This window comes from Mycobacterium sp. (assembly GCF_035314905.1).
Taxonomy (GTDB): domain Bacteria; phylum Actinomycetota; class Actinomycetes; order Mycobacteriales; family Mycobacteriaceae; genus Mycobacterium.
This window is the reverse complement of the sequence record NZ_DATFYW010000160.1, coordinates 1-13,917: the sequence shown is the minus strand read 5'-3', so window position 1 is coordinate 13,917 and position 13,917 is coordinate 1. Positions and strand designations below refer to the sequence as shown.

The 13,917-nt window shown below is 68.3% G+C and carries 16 protein-coding genes; 10 read left to right on the top strand and 6 right to left on the bottom strand.

Annotated features, from left to right (window positions below; all coding sequences use genetic code 11):
• The first annotated feature begins 14 nt into the window (after positions 1-14).
• Genes VKG81_RS13830 through VKG81_RS13810 form a run of 5 tightly spaced genes read left to right on the top strand, consistent with a single transcriptional unit; the run spans position 15 to position 4,257 of the window.
• Positions 15-893, top strand: coding sequence for an XdhC family protein (locus VKG81_RS13830; RefSeq protein ID WP_324396802.1), 879 nt, complete (start codon positions 15-17; stop codon positions 891-893).
• Positions 890-1,483 (top strand): nucleotidyltransferase family protein, encoded by a 594-nt coding sequence (locus tag VKG81_RS13825; RefSeq protein WP_324396800.1) that lies wholly within the window; start codon positions 890-892, stop codon positions 1,481-1,483. The genes VKG81_RS13830 and VKG81_RS13825 overlap by 4 nt, the downstream gene beginning before the upstream one ends.
• A complete protein-coding gene (locus VKG81_RS13820) occupies positions 1,480-2,367 on the top strand; it encodes a MoxR family ATPase (protein WP_324396798.1) in 888 nt (295 codons plus the stop codon). The genes VKG81_RS13825 and VKG81_RS13820 overlap by 4 nt, the downstream gene beginning before the upstream one ends.
• Positions 2,368-2,389: 22 nt before the next feature.
• Positions 2,390-3,019: an SRPBCC family protein gene (locus VKG81_RS13815; RefSeq protein WP_324396796.1), complete on the top strand. Its 630-nt coding sequence runs from the start codon at positions 2,390-2,392 to the stop codon at positions 3,017-3,019.
• The gene (locus VKG81_RS13810; protein ID WP_324396794.1) at positions 3,016-4,257 is read left to right on the top strand and encodes a vWA domain-containing protein; all 1,242 of its coding nucleotides are present in this window, start codon (positions 3,016-3,018) and stop codon (positions 4,255-4,257) included. Before VKG81_RS13815 ends, VKG81_RS13810 begins: the two co-directional genes overlap by 4 nt.
• A 42-nt stretch (positions 4,258-4,299) precedes the next feature.
• On the opposite strand, the gene VKG81_RS13805 is transcribed toward VKG81_RS13810, so the two are convergent.
• Positions 4,300-4,986, bottom strand: coding sequence for a DedA family protein (locus tag VKG81_RS13805; protein ID WP_324396792.1), 687 nt, complete (start codon positions 4,984-4,986; stop codon positions 4,300-4,302).
• 94 nt (positions 4,987-5,080) lie between these two features.
• Between VKG81_RS13805 and fbaA the strand changes: the two genes are divergently transcribed.
• Positions 5,081-6,118: a class II fructose-bisphosphate aldolase gene (fbaA, locus tag VKG81_RS13800; protein WP_324396790.1), complete on the top strand. Its 1,038-nt coding sequence runs from the start codon at positions 5,081-5,083 to the stop codon at positions 6,116-6,118.
• Here the strand turns inward: fbaA and VKG81_RS13795 are convergent.
• The gene (locus VKG81_RS13795) at positions 6,115-7,038 is read right to left on the bottom strand and encodes a DUF4878 domain-containing protein (protein WP_324396788.1); all 924 of its coding nucleotides are present in this window, start codon (positions 7,036-7,038) and stop codon (positions 6,115-6,117) included. The two genes, fbaA and VKG81_RS13795, sit on opposite strands and share 4 nt — an antisense overlap.
• A gap of 102 nt (positions 7,039-7,140) precedes the next feature.
• Between VKG81_RS13795 and VKG81_RS13790 the strand changes: the two genes are divergently transcribed.
• Positions 7,141-7,557, top strand: a complete 417-nt coding sequence (locus VKG81_RS13790) for a DUF3151 domain-containing protein (protein WP_324396786.1) — start codon at positions 7,141-7,143, stop codon at positions 7,555-7,557.
• A gap of 4 nt (positions 7,558-7,561) precedes the next feature.
• Here the strand turns inward: VKG81_RS13790 and VKG81_RS13785 are convergent, their stop codons facing one another.
• From VKG81_RS13785 to VKG81_RS13770, 4 genes are all read right to left on the bottom strand, one after another.
• Entirely contained in the window at positions 7,562-8,455 is an 894-nt protein-coding gene (locus tag VKG81_RS13785; protein WP_324396784.1) for a cation diffusion facilitator family transporter, read from the bottom strand.
• Between the two features lie 47 nt (positions 8,456-8,502).
• Positions 8,503-9,285, bottom strand: coding sequence for a site-2 protease family protein (locus tag VKG81_RS13780; protein WP_324396782.1), 783 nt, complete (start codon positions 9,283-9,285; stop codon positions 8,503-8,505).
• A 9-nt stretch (positions 9,286-9,294) separates the two neighbouring features.
• Positions 9,295-10,167, bottom strand: a complete 873-nt coding sequence (locus tag VKG81_RS13775; protein WP_324396841.1) for an SDR family NAD(P)-dependent oxidoreductase — start codon at positions 10,165-10,167, stop codon at positions 9,295-9,297.
• Positions 10,168-10,286: 119 nt separating this feature from the next.
• Positions 10,287-10,931 (bottom strand): peptidase M50, encoded by a 645-nt coding sequence (locus VKG81_RS13770; protein WP_324396780.1) that lies wholly within the window; start codon positions 10,929-10,931, stop codon positions 10,287-10,289.
• A gap of 67 nt (positions 10,932-10,998) precedes the next feature.
• On the opposite strand from VKG81_RS13770, the gene VKG81_RS13765 reads away from it, so the two are divergent.
• The 3 genes from VKG81_RS13765 (at position 10,999) to VKG81_RS13755 (ending at position 13,696) form a co-directional block, all read left to right on the top strand.
• Positions 10,999-12,297, top strand: a complete 1,299-nt coding sequence (locus VKG81_RS13765; protein WP_324396779.1) for an adenylosuccinate synthase — start codon at positions 10,999-11,001, stop codon at positions 12,295-12,297.
• Positions 12,294-12,932: a PaaI family thioesterase gene (locus VKG81_RS13760; protein ID WP_324396777.1), complete on the top strand. Its 639-nt coding sequence runs from the start codon at positions 12,294-12,296 to the stop codon at positions 12,930-12,932. Before VKG81_RS13765 ends, VKG81_RS13760 begins: the two co-directional genes overlap by 4 nt.
• 89 nt (positions 12,933-13,021) lie before the next feature.
• Positions 13,022-13,696, top strand: a complete 675-nt coding sequence (locus VKG81_RS13755) for a hypothetical protein (protein WP_324396775.1) — start codon at positions 13,022-13,024, stop codon at positions 13,694-13,696.
• The last annotated feature ends 221 nt before the right edge of the window (positions 13,697-13,917 follow it).

Sequence of the window (13,917 nt, the reverse complement as noted above, 5' to 3'; positions counted from 1 at the left end):
GGAGGAGCGCGCGCATGACGATCAGCGAACGTGCCGAGCAGTTGCTGCGGGATCGGCAGCCGTTCGTCCACGCGACGGTCGTACGTGCGCAGCAGCCCACTTCCGCACACCCCGGCGACGAAGCGATTCTTTCCCCCGACGGGACGATCGAGGGATTCGTCGGGGGGCAGTGCGCGCAAAACTCGGTCCGCAAGGCGGCGCTGGGGGCGCTGCAGACAGGCGAGAGCGTGCTGCTGCGGGTATTGCCCGACGGCGACGTGCACTTCCCCGAAGCGCCCGGCGCATCCGTTGTCGTCAACCCGTGCCTGTCAGGAGGAGCGTTGGAAATCTTTCTCGCGCCACAGGTTCCGGCACCGCTGATCCAAATCTGCGGTTCCACCCCGATCGCCGAGAAGCTCGCCGATGTATGTGCCGTGCTCGGATACGACGTGCGTCGCGACGGCTCCGGCGAGCCTGGGGGGGTGACGGCCGTCGTGATCGCGACCCACGGCGGTCCGGAAGCCGAGTTGATCCGCTCCGCGCTGGACGCGCGCGTCGGATACATCGGCCTGGTGGCCAGCAGGGTGCGCGGTGCCGCCGTCCTCGACGAGCTCGAATTGAGCGACGACGAGCGCAACCGGATCCACACCCCGGTCGGGCTGCCGATCGGCGCCAGGACACCCGCGGAGATCGCGGTGTCCGTCGTCGCTGAAATCATCAAGGAGATCAGGCTCGGCGGTCTTGTCGACGGGCCGTGGTCGGAGACCGCGCCGATGCAGGCGTTGGACCCGGTGTGCGGCATGACGGTGACGGTCGGCCCGCAGACCTTGCACGCTCGCGTCGACGGCGCCGACCACTGGTTCTGTTCCGCCGGGTGCCGCGCGGCGTTCACGGCGGCGAAAGCCGACGCATGACCTCATTGCAGGTCACGGGTGTCGTGCTGGCCGCAGGGAGTTCTCGTCGTCTCGGCACGCCGAAACAGCTGCTGCCGTTCGGCGACAGCACAGTGCTCGGCGCCTGCGTCGACGTCGCGCGTGCCTGCCCGTTCGATCAGATCATCGTCACGCTTGGCGGCGTGGCGCCCGCGGTGCTCGACGCGGTGCCACTCGACGATGTCGACGTCGTCACCGTCGACGATTACGGCTCCGGGTGCTCGTCGTCGCTGCGAAGCGCTCTACCGCGGGTGAATCCCCGGGCGCTCGGCATCGTGCTGCTGCTGGGCGACCAGCCCGGTGTTGCGCCATACACCGTCGAGCGCCTCATCGTCGAAGGCATGTCCGCGCCCATCTCGGTGTGCCGGTACAGCGACGGGCTTGGGCACCCGTTCTGGTTGAGCCGCAGCGTGTTCGGGGAACTGGCCGACCTGCACGGCGACAAGGGGGTGTGGAAGCTGATCGAGTCGGGGCGATCAACGGTGTGTAAAATACCGGTCGGCGAACCCGTCCCGCCCGACGTCGACACCTGGGACGACTACCGTCGGCTGCTCGCTTCGGTGCCACGATGACACCCGGGTTCGCCGACGTCGACGATGTGATCCGCCGCTTCGACGCCCGCGACTATCTTCTCGACGTCGGCACCGCGTCGGCGTTCTACCTGGCAGTCACGCTCGGGCGGCCGTTGTTGCTGGAAGGTGAGCCCGGAGTGGGCAAGACGACCGCGGCCAAGACACTGGCGGCGGTGCTCGACGCGCCGCTGATCCGGTTGCAATGCTACGAGGGTCTCACGGCCAGCGAGGCGCTCTACGACTGGAACTATCAGCGGCAGCTGCTGTCCATCCGGCTCGCCGAGGCCCGCGGGGCCGGGATCGACGAAGCCGACCTGTACACCGAGACGTACCTGGTCGACCGGCCCATCCTGCAGTGCGTGCGATACCGCGGTTCGTCACCACCGGTGCTGCTGATCGACGAAATCGACCGCGCCGACGACGAATTCGAGGCCCTGCTGCTCGAGTTCCTCGGCGAAGCCGCGGTGACGGTGCCGGAGCTCGGCACGTTCGTCGCCGAACAGCCGCCCATCGCGGTACTCACCTCGAACCGCAGCCGAGACCTGCACGACGCGCTGCGGCGCCGCTGTTTGTACCACTGGATCGACTACCCGGAGCCGGCCCGCGCGGCCGCGATCGTTCGCCGCACAGTGCCCGGTGCCACCGCAGCGCTGATCCAACACACCACCCAATTCGTCAGCAGCACAAGGGCTCTCGATCTCGACAAGCCGCCCGGGGTGGCCGAGACCATTGACTGGGTCGCCGCCCTGGTAGCACTGGGAGTGGGCGATCTGGTCTCCGAGGACGCGCTTGCCAGCCTCGGCGCGCTGGCGAAAACGCCTGATGACCGAACCGTGATCCGCGACGTGTTCGCCGAGTACAGCGCGGGGCTGGCGGCGGGATGAGCCGCGGGATGAGAGGAAACCGATGAAGATCGCCAACGAGTTCACGATCAGCGTCCCGATCGACGAGGCCTGGGATGTGTTGTCCGACCTCGAGCAGGTCGTTCCGCTGATGCCCGGCGCGCAGCTGACCGGCCGTGACGGCGACGACTACCTCGGCAAGGTGAAAGTCAAGGTCGGCCCGGTGACAAGCGAGTTCAGCGGCAAGGCCAATTTCGTCGAGCGAGACCAAGAACATCACCGCGCCGTCATCAACGCCAGGGGACGCGAGGCCCGCGGATCGGGCAATGCCGCCGCTACCGTGACCACTCAGCTGGATTCCGACGGCGACCGCACCCGCGTCACCGTCGACACCGACTTGAAGATCGTCGGCAAGCTGGCCCAGTTCGGCAGCGGCATGCTGCAGCAGGTGTCCGAGAAGCTGCTCGGCGAATTCGTTCAATCGCTCGAGGCCAAGCTGGCCGCATCGGCGCAGCCCGCGGCGGCGGAAGCACCGGATCGGGCAGCGGCCACCGCTGCTGCCGAGCCTGCGCCGATCGACCTGCTCGAGCTGGCCGGTGGCGGAGCGTTGAAGAAGTACGCGCCTGTGGTGCTGGTCGGCCTCGCGCTGCTGGTGGTGCTCGCACTACTTCGCCGCCGCCGCCGCAGCAGATGAACTCGCCGGCGCTGTTGCGCGGCGTCGACCTGGCGGCGTTCGCCGTGGCGCTGGTGGCGCGGCTGCGGGTTTCAGGGGTCGTCGTCTCGGCCAGTGGCCCAGCAGCTTTCGTGGACGCACTGCGGCGACTGGTGCCGCGTTCGCGCACCGAGCTCTACTGGGCCGCACGGCTGACGTTGATAAACCGGGTCGACGACCTGGCCGCCTTCGACGCGCTGTTCGACGCCACGTTCGCCGACGCCGTGCTCGGCTTGGACCCGCACGCACGACATCAGCGGCGAACCCGGAAACCCGCGGCAGCCCCCGGCGGGCGGGGCGATGACGGGCCTGCCGTCGACGGCGGGGGCGTGCCGTGGACGACCCGGCAGTCGGTGACGGCCGCAGGCGGACACGACAGCGCCGTCGCGGTGCCCGCGTTTTTGCCCAGCCGCATCGTTGCCCGCGCCGATGAGCCGTTCGAGCGGTTCGACACCGATGATCTGCGCGTTCTCGGGTCGTGGATTGAGAAGGCGATGGGCCGCTGGCCGCGCCGGCGGAGCATGCGGCGGGAGTTGGACCGGAACGGCAAGCGGGTCGACCTGAGGCGCACGATGAACGCGTCCCGCGCGACCGGCTGGGAGTCGATGGTGCTGGCCCGTACCCGGCCCCGCCGACGCACGCGGCGGGTCGTGCTCGTGTGCGACGTCAGCCGTTCGATGCAGCCATACGCGGCGATCTACCTGCACCTCATGCGGGCGACGGCGCTTCGGCGGGGAGGGATTCGCCCGGAAGTGTTCGCGTTCTCGACGTCGCTGACGCGGTTGACGCCTGTGCTGTCGCACCGCTCGCCGGAGGTCGCGTTGAGCCGGGCCAATGCGAAGGTGACCGACCGATACGGCGGCACGCACCTGGGCCGCTCCGTGGCCGCGCTGCTGGGCCCACCGCACGGCCACGCGTTGCGCGGCGCCGTCGTGATCATCGCCTCGGATGGTTGGGACAGCGACCCCCCGGAGGTCCTCGAGCGGGCGCTGACCCGGGTGCGGCGCCGGGCGGAGCTCGTCGTGTGGCTGAATCCGCGTGCAGCACAAGAAGGCTTCAAACCACTCGCCGGCTCGATGGCGGCCGCCCTGCCGTTGTGCGACCTGTTCATGTCCGCGCATTCACTGTCCGGGCTGCGCGAGTTGTTCGACGCGCTGTCCGGCGAACCGCGGGCTCACCTCTCGTCGCCGACCGGGTCGGGAAGGACACGCCGGAAGTGAGCGTCTCGCTAGCCGGAGGCAGTGCTGCCACCAGCTGGAAGATCAGGCCGACTGCTCGGGAAGTGGTTGCGGCTCGGGTGCGGGATTGCTTGTGCGTCGCCGCTCGAGGAATGCTCGGGCGGCGGAGATGATCGCCGGCAGGAGCGACAGAAATGCGATGGACAGGATCACCAATTCGAGGTGAGATTTGACCAACGGCACATTGCCCAGGAAGTAGCCGAGCATCGTCACCCCGCCGCCCCACAAGATCCCGCCGACGATGTCGAACCCCAGGAACACCGGGTAGCGCATCTTGGAAACACCCGCGATCACCGGGGTGAATGTCCGCACCACCGGTACGAACCGGGCGAGGATGATCGTGAACGGGCCGTGCTTTTCGAAGAACTCGTGCGACTCGGTGACGTAATGCTTCTTGAAGAAGCGCGAATCTTCCTTCTTGAACAGCGCGGGCCCGATCCGGCGGCCGATGAAATACGCGGTCTGATCACCCGCGATCGCGGCGAGCGACACCGCGATCACGAGTGTCCAGATGTTCAGGGTGCCGCCCGCGGCCAGCATCCCACCCGTGAAGAGCAGCGTGTCGCCGGGCAGGATCGGAAACAGCAGCCCGGTCTCGATGAAGACGATGATCAGGATGCCGGGAAGCACCGCAGCCGCGAATACGCCGCCGGGGCCGATCCAGTACATCGGGTCCATCACGCTCGGCAGAGCCATGGTGGTCGTGGTCATGACGCCCAAAGATACCGGCGCAAGCTGGCCATACGGGAAACGGTGCCGTTTGAGATACTGCGAAAGACACCGCGACCAGCCGAGAGGAGCACCAATGCCCATCGCCACGCCCGAGGTCTATGCCGAGATGCTGGGCCGCGCCAAGGAGCACTCGTTCGCGTTCCCGGCCATCAACTGCACGTCGTCGGAGACCATCAACGCCGCACTGAAGGGCTTCGCCGATGCGGGCAGCGACGGCATCATCCAGTTCTCCACCGGAGGCGCCGAATTCGGCTCGGGCCTCGGCGTCAAGGACATGGTGACCGGCGCGGTCGCGCTGGCCGAGTTCGCTTACGCCGTCGCCGACAAGTACCCGATCACCGTCGCGCTGCACACCGACCACTGCCCGAAGGACAAGCTGGACAAATACGTGCGGCCCCTGCTGAAGATCTCACAGCAACGGGTGGCAGAGGGAAAGAACCCGCTGTTCCAGTCGCATATGTGGGATGGCTCGGCGATCCCGATCGACGAGAACCTCGCGATCGCGACGGAGTTGCTGAAGGAAGCGGCCGCGGCGAAGATCATCCTCGAGATCGAGATCGGCGTCGTCGGGGGTGAAGAAGACGGCGTCGTGGGCGAGATGAACGAGAAGCTCTACACCACGCCGGAGGATTTCGAGAAGACGATCGACGCCTTGGGCGCCGGCGAGCACGGCAGGTATCTGCTGGCCGCCACGTTCGGCAATGTGCACGGCGTCTACAAGCCCGGCAACGTCAAGCTGCGACCGGAGATTCTGGCCGAGGGGCAGAAGGTGGCCGCCGAAAAGCTTGGGCTCCCAGATGGAAGCAAGCCGTTTGATTTCGTGTTCCACGGCGGCTCGGGTTCGGAGAAGTCGGAGATCGAGGAGGCGCTGAAGTACGGCGTCGTGAAGATGAACGTCGACACCGACACGCAGTACGCATTCACGCGCCCGCTCGCCGGGCACATGTTCACCAACTACGACGGCGTTCTGAAGATCGACGGCGAGGTCGGCGACAAGAAGGCATACGACCCACGCAGCTACTTGAAGAAGGCCGAGGCCAACATGAGCCGGCGCGTCGTCGAGGCCTGCAACGACCTGCACTGCGCGGGCCGCTCGGTTTCCGCAGGCTAGCTACCCGGCGCCTGGCAGATCTTCCACTGCCCGTCGGTGTGCTGCAGGTCGAAGCTGCGGGTCGAGCGCGTCTGCGGGGCGTAGGCCATGAACGAGGTGACGTTGGCCTCGGCATGGTCGCCGTTCACGATCACCTGCTCGATGCTGGCGACGACCGGATATTGCCCGGCCGCCGCCACCCGCGCGTGGGTGTCCGCCCACGCCCTGTCGTCGTAGTTGACGTAGTTGTCGCGGGTCGTCCCGCAGGTGATGCCGCGCAGCGCGGCGAGGTCGCCCTTCTGCACCGCGACGTCGAAGTCCTGGATCGTGAGGCGGACCATGTCCTCCTGCGACATCGGGGGCGCGGCCTTCTGCGTCAGCCATACCGTGCCCATGATCGCCACGGCTGCCAGCGCCGCGATCACCAGGATCAGCGCGAGCACCCAGCCCCAGCTGCGGTATCTGTACATCGCAGTCCGGCCCGCGCCCGGCCGCGGCCGGATCGCCTGCGGCGTCGCCGAACGCAACGGGCCCGCCAGGGCGGCGTTGGGTTCGGTGGGCGCCGAAAAGACCTCGGTGGCGGGTTCGGGTGGGGTGTCCATGATCTCGGTGGAGCCCGCGTCAAAGTTGGACGGCGCGGTGTAACGCCGCTGGTTGGGCGCGACGTCGACGCGCGGCGGCGACGGCTTCGAAAACACCTCGGTGGGCTCGCTGTCGCTGACGGCCAGCTCCTCGGTCTCGGCCTCCTCCCCGGTGGGCTCAGGCTCCGTGTTCTCCGCGGATTCCGCCGGCTCCGCGGGCTTGCCATCGGTCACCGGGTCCGCGCTCGACGCCTCCTCGACCGGTGCCTTGGCCGCCCCACTGGCGTCATGGTCGGTGGCGTCATGGTCGGTGGCGTCGTGGTCGGTGGCGTCATGGTCGGGCCCCGATGGCTTCGACATACGTGCTGGTGTCCTCTGGTCGCGACGACGATTCACAAGATGAGCTCTGGCGGAAGCTTATCCACTTCTCGGCGCTGAGCCCTGCCACGGCACAATAGGCGCATGACACCGATCGGCGACCTGCTGGGACCCGACCCGATCCGGCTGCCCGGCGACGACGCTGCCGAGGCAGAACTGAGGGCCAATGAGAACCCCGCCATCGTGGCCGCCGCCCATCCCGCCGCGTCGGCGGCCTGGGCTCAGCTGGCCGAGGACGCACTGGGCGACGACAAGGCGATCACGGCCTACGCATACGCGCGCACCGGCTACCACCGTGGGCTCGACAAGCTGCGACGCAACGGGTGGAAGGGCTTCGGGCCGGTGCCCTACGACCACGAGCCCAACCGGGGCTTTCTGCGGTGCGTGGCCGCGCTCGCCCGGGCGGCCGACATGATCGGCGAGACCGGCGAATACAACCGCTGCCTGGATCTGCTCGACGACTGCGACCCGACGGCCCGCGCCCAGCTGGGGTTGACCTAGCCGGTCACCAGTCGGCCTCACCCTGGCAGTCGTTGGCGTTCTCCGGGCGCTCGACCTGAACGGTCGCATGGTCCAGTCCCCTGGCGGCGAGCACGGCGCGGGCGTCCTCGAGCACGCGGGCGGAGTCGGCGCAGCTGGTGAGGTGCGCGGTCGCCACATCCTTGCCCGGAACCAGCGTCCACACGTGCAGGTCGTGCACGTCGGTGACCCCCTCGACCGCGCACAACGCCGACCGCAGCTCGTCGACGTCGATGTGCGTGGGTGACGACTCGGACAGGATCCGCGCCGCGACGCGGGCCAGGGAGACCGCCCGGGGCAGCACCCACAGCGCCACCAGCACCGCGACGACGACGTCGGCGTACGGCCAGTGCGTCGTCACGGTCACCACGCCCGCGATCAGCACCCCGATGCTGCCGACGGTGTCGGCGACCACCTCCATGTAGGCACCCTTGACGGCGAGGCTCTGTTGGGACTGCGACCGCAGCAACAGAACCACGACCGCGTTGGCGACCAGCCCGGCCAGCGCGACCACGATCATCGGCACGCCGGGGATCTCGGGTGCGTTGCCGAGCCGCTCGAAGGCCTCGTGGAGGATGAACACGGTCACCCCGAGCAGCAGCAGCGCGTTGCCGCCCGCCGTGAACACCTCGGCACGGTGCCAGCCGTAGGTGCGGGCGGCCGACGTGCTGCCCCGGCGCGCCAGCATCACCGCGGTCAGACCCATGAACAACGCAACCAGGTCGGTCAACATGTGGCCGGCGTCGGCCAACAGCGCGATCGAGTTGATCAGCAGTGCGGTCGCCAGTTCGATGGCGAAGAAACCGGTCAGCACCACCGCGGCGACGACCATGCGGGACGCGCGTGCGTCGGCCTGGCCGTGGTCATGACCGGCACCCATACCGGCAATCTATGCGTGAGGACGCATATATGGCAAGGGGCCGAAGGTCACGTCCACACGGACCAGAAGCGGGTGAGCTGGCTGCCCCACCCCACCAGTTCGCTCGAGACCCCGGCCAGGTGGAAGAACCAGAAGACGATCGAGAAGAACCAGTGGTTCAGTGGCGGGGCGATCAGCACGACGAGCAGGATCAGGAAGCCGAACTGCTTGGCGGGCTCGAGCGCCCGCTGGGTCTCCGGGCTCAGGTGCGGCTCGAGGGCCCCGTAGCCGTCCAGGCCGGGAATCGGCAGCAGGTTCAGCACCACCGCGGTCACCTGCAGGAAGCCCAGGAACGTGACGCCGGCCCAGAACACCGCGTGGGCCGGGTCGTAAAGCACGCGCACCAGCGCCAGCAACACCACCGCCAACACGATGTTGGCGACCGCGCCGGCGAGCGCCACGATGGTGCGCCGCCGCGGCGTCATCCACGACGTGCGCACATATACCGCGCCGCCCGGCAACCCGATCCCGCCGAGTGCGATGAACACCAGCGGCAACCCGATCGACAGCAGCGGGCTGGAGTAGCGCAGCGGGTTGAGCGTGAGGTAGCCGCGCATCGCCACGTCGTGGTCACCGTACCGCCACGCCGTGTAGGCGTGCCCGAACTCGTGCAGGCACAACGACACCAGCCAGCCGGCGATGACAAACACGAATACCCCGACGTATGCCAGCGGAGTCGTGGAAGCGCCGGCCAGCCAGGCCAGCACCCCGCCGACGGCGGTGATCGCGACGATGGCCAGGAAGACGGGGCTGGGGCGCACCGAGGACTGGCGCAACGGCCGGATACTCACACCACGAAACTACCGGCTCGGACCGCGGTCCGGCTGGCCGCCGCGCTCGCACGCCGCGCCGGGTCGGCTTCGCCCCTGCCAGTCGCAGCCCGTCAGCTCCGCGGACAGCTCCCACAGCCGACGGGCCATCACCGGATCGCGGGCCTTGCGGCGTGTTCTGGTGGGCTTGGGCCTGCCCCACTGACTGAAGCGCGGCGCGAGACAGGTTCCGCTCGGCAGGTCCCTCGTCACTGCCAGGATGCTGCCCCGGGCTGCCCTCGGCGGGCTCTGGATGAGGTAGCCCAGCAGCCGCCTATGCTCACCCATCCAGTGAAGCCAACCGGTGCAGTCCCTGGTGATGTCGGTGTTCGCCCCACCCGGATCTGCCACGTACGCGCGGACGCCCCGCCTGGCCAACTCCTCGACGAAGAGCATGGTTGCCAGCTTGGATTCGGCGTATGCCGCCCACTTCGAGTACTCGCGGCTGCGCCAGTTCAGGTCGTCGAGGTGGATGCGGCCGAAGGCGTACACCGCACTGCCCACCGAGATCACCCGGTCCTTGATCTTGTCACCGAGCAGGCACGTCAACGCGAAGTGGCCGAGGTGGTTGGTGCCGATGTGCGCCTCGAAGCCGTCAGCGGTACGAGTGAGCGGCAAACCCAACACGCCGGCGTTGTTCACCAGCACGTCAACCGTTTCGACCGACTCGGCGAACGTGCGCACACTGGCCAGGTCGGCCAGATCGAAGTGACCCACGTCGACGTCGCCTGTCATCTCGGCGGCCGCCCGCTCGGCCTTCGGGAGGTTCCGGCAGGCAATCAGCACGCTGTGACCGGCGGTGGCCAGCGCCGCGGCGGTCGCGTTGCCGACGCCGCTGTTGCCGCCGGTGACGATGATCCGCACGTTGATCTCTATCCGTTGACCGGGCCGGGTCGCCCCGGGGGGCTCATCCTTCGCGGTGCCGTCGGCCGTGCGCGCGAGAACGCGGTAATCGTTGCGATCATGTAATCCGAACGTCGGCGTCACCGCGCCAGCAGCCACCCCTGGATGTGTCGATAGAACGTCGACCGGACCACCCGGCGCGGTGCGGTGACGCCGTCGCGCTCGACGAGCGCGCCAGTCGTGCCCAGCTGCGCCGCCCGGCCCACCACCCACCTGCGGGGCCGGCCCCCAGGCGTCAGCACCGCCGCGCGGAGGCCGGGATGCTCGCCGGTGGGCTGCACCCGCACCGCCGCCACGTCGCCGTGGAACAGGGTGGTGTCGTCGACGACTGCTTCGCCGTGCAGCGGGCCGCCGGCGCCGCGCCACGTCGCCGAGCCCGCGATCGCCGCGCCGGAGTCGTCGCGGATCAGCGGAACCCGCCGCGCCGTGCCCGCCCGTGCCCGGCGCGCCGCGCGCCCGCCGGTCGTCAGCCGGTAGGCCCGGGTGGCGGGCGAGCGCCGCCGCGACACGAAACCGACTTCCACGTCGAGCCTTTCGAGGCGCAGCAACCGGGTGAGCACCGCGGCCAGGTCACGGTCGTCCCCGACCACCACCAGCCGTCGCCATCGGCCCGCGGCGTCGTCGATGTCGACGGTGCCGCCGACATGCTGGACCGCGAGGCCTTTCAGCGGCCGGGGGACGACGCGGTCGCCGAACACAAGCACGGCGACATCGGTGGCGGTCAACGAAACTCCTGGGCAAACCTCGGATAGGGTAGGTCACCGGCTGCACAGAATAAGCGGGAGATACGCCATGCCGGCAATCGTCCTCATCGGCGCCCAGTGGGGCGACGAAGGCAAGGGCAAGGCCACCGATCTACTCGGTGGCCGCGTGCAGTGGGTGGTGCGGTATCAGGGCGGCAACAATGCCGGCCACACCGTCGTGCTGCCGTCGAGCGAGAACTTCGCCTTGCACCTGATCCCGTCGGGCATCCTCACGCCCGGTGTCACCAACGTCATCGGCAACGGCGTGGTCGTCGACCCGGGTGTGTTACTCGACGAGCTCAGCAGCCTCGAAGCGCGCGATGTCGACACGTCGAGGCTGGTCATCTCCGCCGACGCCCACCTGCTGATGCCCTACCACGTCGCGATCGACAAGGTCACCGAGCGCTACATGGGGTCGAAGAAGATCGGCACCACCGGCCGGGGCATCGGCCCGTGCTACCAAGACAAGATCGCCCGCATCGGGATCCGCGTCGCCGACGTCCGCGACCCCGCGCTGCTGGCCCAAAAGGTCGAGGCTGCGCTGGACTTCAAGAACCAGGTTCTGGTCAAGATCTACAACCGCAAGGCGCTGGACGCCAGGCAGGTGGTCGACACGCTGCTGAGCCAGGCGGAAGGTTTCTCGCACCGGATCGCCGACACCCGGCTGCTGCTCAACCAAGCGCTGGACCGTCGGGAGACGGTGCTGCTCGAGGGTTCGCAGGGCACGCTGCTCGACGTCGACCACGGCACCTACCCGTATGTGACGTCGTCCAACCCGACCGCCGGCGGCGCCGCGGTGGGCTCGGGCATCGGGCCGACGCGGTTTTCCACCGTGCTGGGAATCCTGAAGGCCTACACCACCCGGGTCGGTTCCGGCCCGTTCCCGACGGAACTGTTCGACGAGCACGGCGAATACCTGGCCAAGACCGGTGGCGAGATCGGGGTGACCACCGGCAGGCGGCGTCGCTGCGGCTGGTTCGACGCGGTCATCGCCCGCTACGCCACCCGGGTGAACGGGATCACCGACTACTTCTTGACCAAGCTCGACGTGCTGTCCAGCCTGCAGACCGTGCCGGTGTGCGTGGCGTACCGGATCGACGGCAAGCGCACGAACGAGATGCCGATGACGCAGACCGACTTCGCGCGTGCCGAACCGATCTACGAAGAGCTGCCGGGCTGGTGGGAAGACATCTCGGGCGCCCGCGAGTTCGACGACCTGCCCGCGAAGGCGCGCGACTACGTGCTGCGGCTGGAAGAGCTTGCCGGAGCGCATGTCTCGTGCATCGGCGTCGGGCCCGGCCGAGACCAGACCATCGTGCGCCGCGATATCGTGGCGGCCAGCCGGTGAGCAACGACTGCCCAGAAGCGCTGGACCCCGATTACCGCAGGCACGGTGGCTTTCCCGATTACGACGTCGCCGAACCGGCGCCCGGCTTTCACAGGTTCGTCGCCGCGATGCGGCGGCTGCAGGACCTTGCGGTGTCGGCCGCGCCCGGGGACGACGTCTGGGAAAAAGCCGCGCAGCGCGTCGAGGATCTCGTCGACCTGCTTGACCCGTACGAGGCGCCGGAAGGTGTCGCACCGGCCGGCCGCGCGCCGACGATGCCCGGCATGGGCAGCCTGCTGATTCCGCCGTGGATGTTGACCGAGTTCACGCCAAGAGGTGTTGCGATGAAGGGCCACTTCAGTCGCTACCACGTCGGGGGCAACCACGCGGTCCACGGAGGGGTGCTGCCGCTGTTGTTCGACCACGTCTTCGGGATGGTTGTGCATGCCGCCGGCCGGCCGATCAGCCGCACCGCTTTTCTCCACGTGGACTACCGGAAGGTCACGCCGATCAACGCGCCCCTGACCATCCGCGGCCGCGTCGACTCCGCCGAAGGACGCAAGGTGTTCGTGTCCGGGGAGCTGGTCGACGGTGAGGGTACGGTGCTCGCCGAAGCGAACGGCCTGATGGTGCGGCTCCTCCCCGGACAGCCCTGAACGGTTGACCGCGACACTAAACCCCTGCGACGACACGCCGAATTACGCCGCAGCAGGTTGAGTCTCGGCGCAGGTGGGACCATGACGCCGTGACCGCACCCACTCAACCCACCTTCCGCCAACTCAGCACGCCGCGCGCGGCTGCGCTGGCCGGGGTGGTGTTCGCGCTGTTGTTCGGCGCCACCATCATCCTGATCCGCGCGCGAATGCCTGAAGGCGTGAAGGACACCGGTGAGTGGCTGCGAACCAACCACACCGGCATCACCACCGCGACGGTGCTGATGCCGTTCGCCGGCATCGCGTTCTTGTGGTTCATCGGCGTGGTCCGCGACGGGTTCGGCCGGTATGAGGACCGTTTCTTCGCGACGGTTTTCATGGGCAGCGGCCTGCTGTTCTTGGCGATGATGTTCGTTTCGACGGCGGTGTCGGCCGGCCTGGTCGCCATCGCCGCCGGCGTAACCGACCCCGCCGCTCACATCGAGGTGGTCGACTTCGGCAAGATGGTCGTGCTGTCAACCTCCAAGACCTACGCGATCCGGATGGCGGCGGTGTTCATGATCTCGCTGGCGACGATCTGGCTGCGGACCGGGTTGATGCCGCGCTGGCTCGTTGCGCTCAGTTACGTTGCCGCGCTTGCCATTTTGATCGTCAGTGACCTGAGCATGTGGGTGACGCTGGCCTTCCCGGTCTGGGTCCTGGTAGTCAGCGCCCTGATACTGGCGCGCTCCGGGCTGTTCGAGCACGTACGCGCCGGCCACGTGTGACGAACCCGCGATCGGAGGTTCCTCCGCAACGCACCTCAGCAACTCTGCAGGTGCTACACCGACGTCCTACTTGGCTGACCGGCGGATCTGGCAGGCTGAGTCTGTGACGGAAGAAACGCAGACGCCGGAGGATTCGCCAAAGTCTGAGGCGCCGTTCACCGTGATGCTGCTGGGCGCCAGTGAGCTGAGCCGCGAACTGGTCACCGCGTTCCAGCGGCTGG

Excerpts from the sequence above, each read along its gene's own strand:
- VKG81_RS13830 (WP_324396802.1), top strand. The coding sequence starts at position 15 with ATGACGATCAGCGAACGTGCCGAGCAGTTGCTGCGGGATCGGCAGCCG.
- VKG81_RS13825 (WP_324396800.1), top strand. The coding sequence starts at position 890 with ATGACCTCATTGCAGGTCACGGGTGTCGTGCTGGCCGCAGGGAGTTCT.
- VKG81_RS13820 (WP_324396798.1), top strand. The coding sequence starts at position 1,480 with ATGACACCCGGGTTCGCCGACGTCGACGATGTGATCCGCCGCTTCGAC.
- VKG81_RS13815 (WP_324396796.1), top strand. The coding sequence starts at position 2,390 with ATGAAGATCGCCAACGAGTTCACGATCAGCGTCCCGATCGACGAGGCC.
- VKG81_RS13810 (WP_324396794.1), top strand. The coding sequence starts at position 3,016 with ATGAACTCGCCGGCGCTGTTGCGCGGCGTCGACCTGGCGGCGTTCGCC.
- VKG81_RS13805 (WP_324396792.1), bottom strand. The coding sequence starts at position 4,986 with ATGACCACGACCACCATGGCTCTGCCGAGCGTGATGGACCCGATGTAC.
- fbaA (WP_324396790.1), top strand. The coding sequence starts at position 5,081 with ATGCCCATCGCCACGCCCGAGGTCTATGCCGAGATGCTGGGCCGCGCC.
- VKG81_RS13795 (WP_324396788.1), bottom strand. The coding sequence starts at position 7,038 with ATGTCGAAGCCATCGGGGCCCGACCATGACGCCACCGACCACGACGCC.
- VKG81_RS13790 (WP_324396786.1), top strand. The coding sequence starts at position 7,141 with ATGACACCGATCGGCGACCTGCTGGGACCCGACCCGATCCGGCTGCCC.
- VKG81_RS13785 (WP_324396784.1), bottom strand. The coding sequence starts at position 8,455 with ATGGGTGCCGGTCATGACCACGGCCAGGCCGACGCACGCGCGTCCCGC.
- VKG81_RS13765 (WP_324396779.1), top strand. The coding sequence starts at position 10,999 with ATGCCGGCAATCGTCCTCATCGGCGCCCAGTGGGGCGACGAAGGCAAG.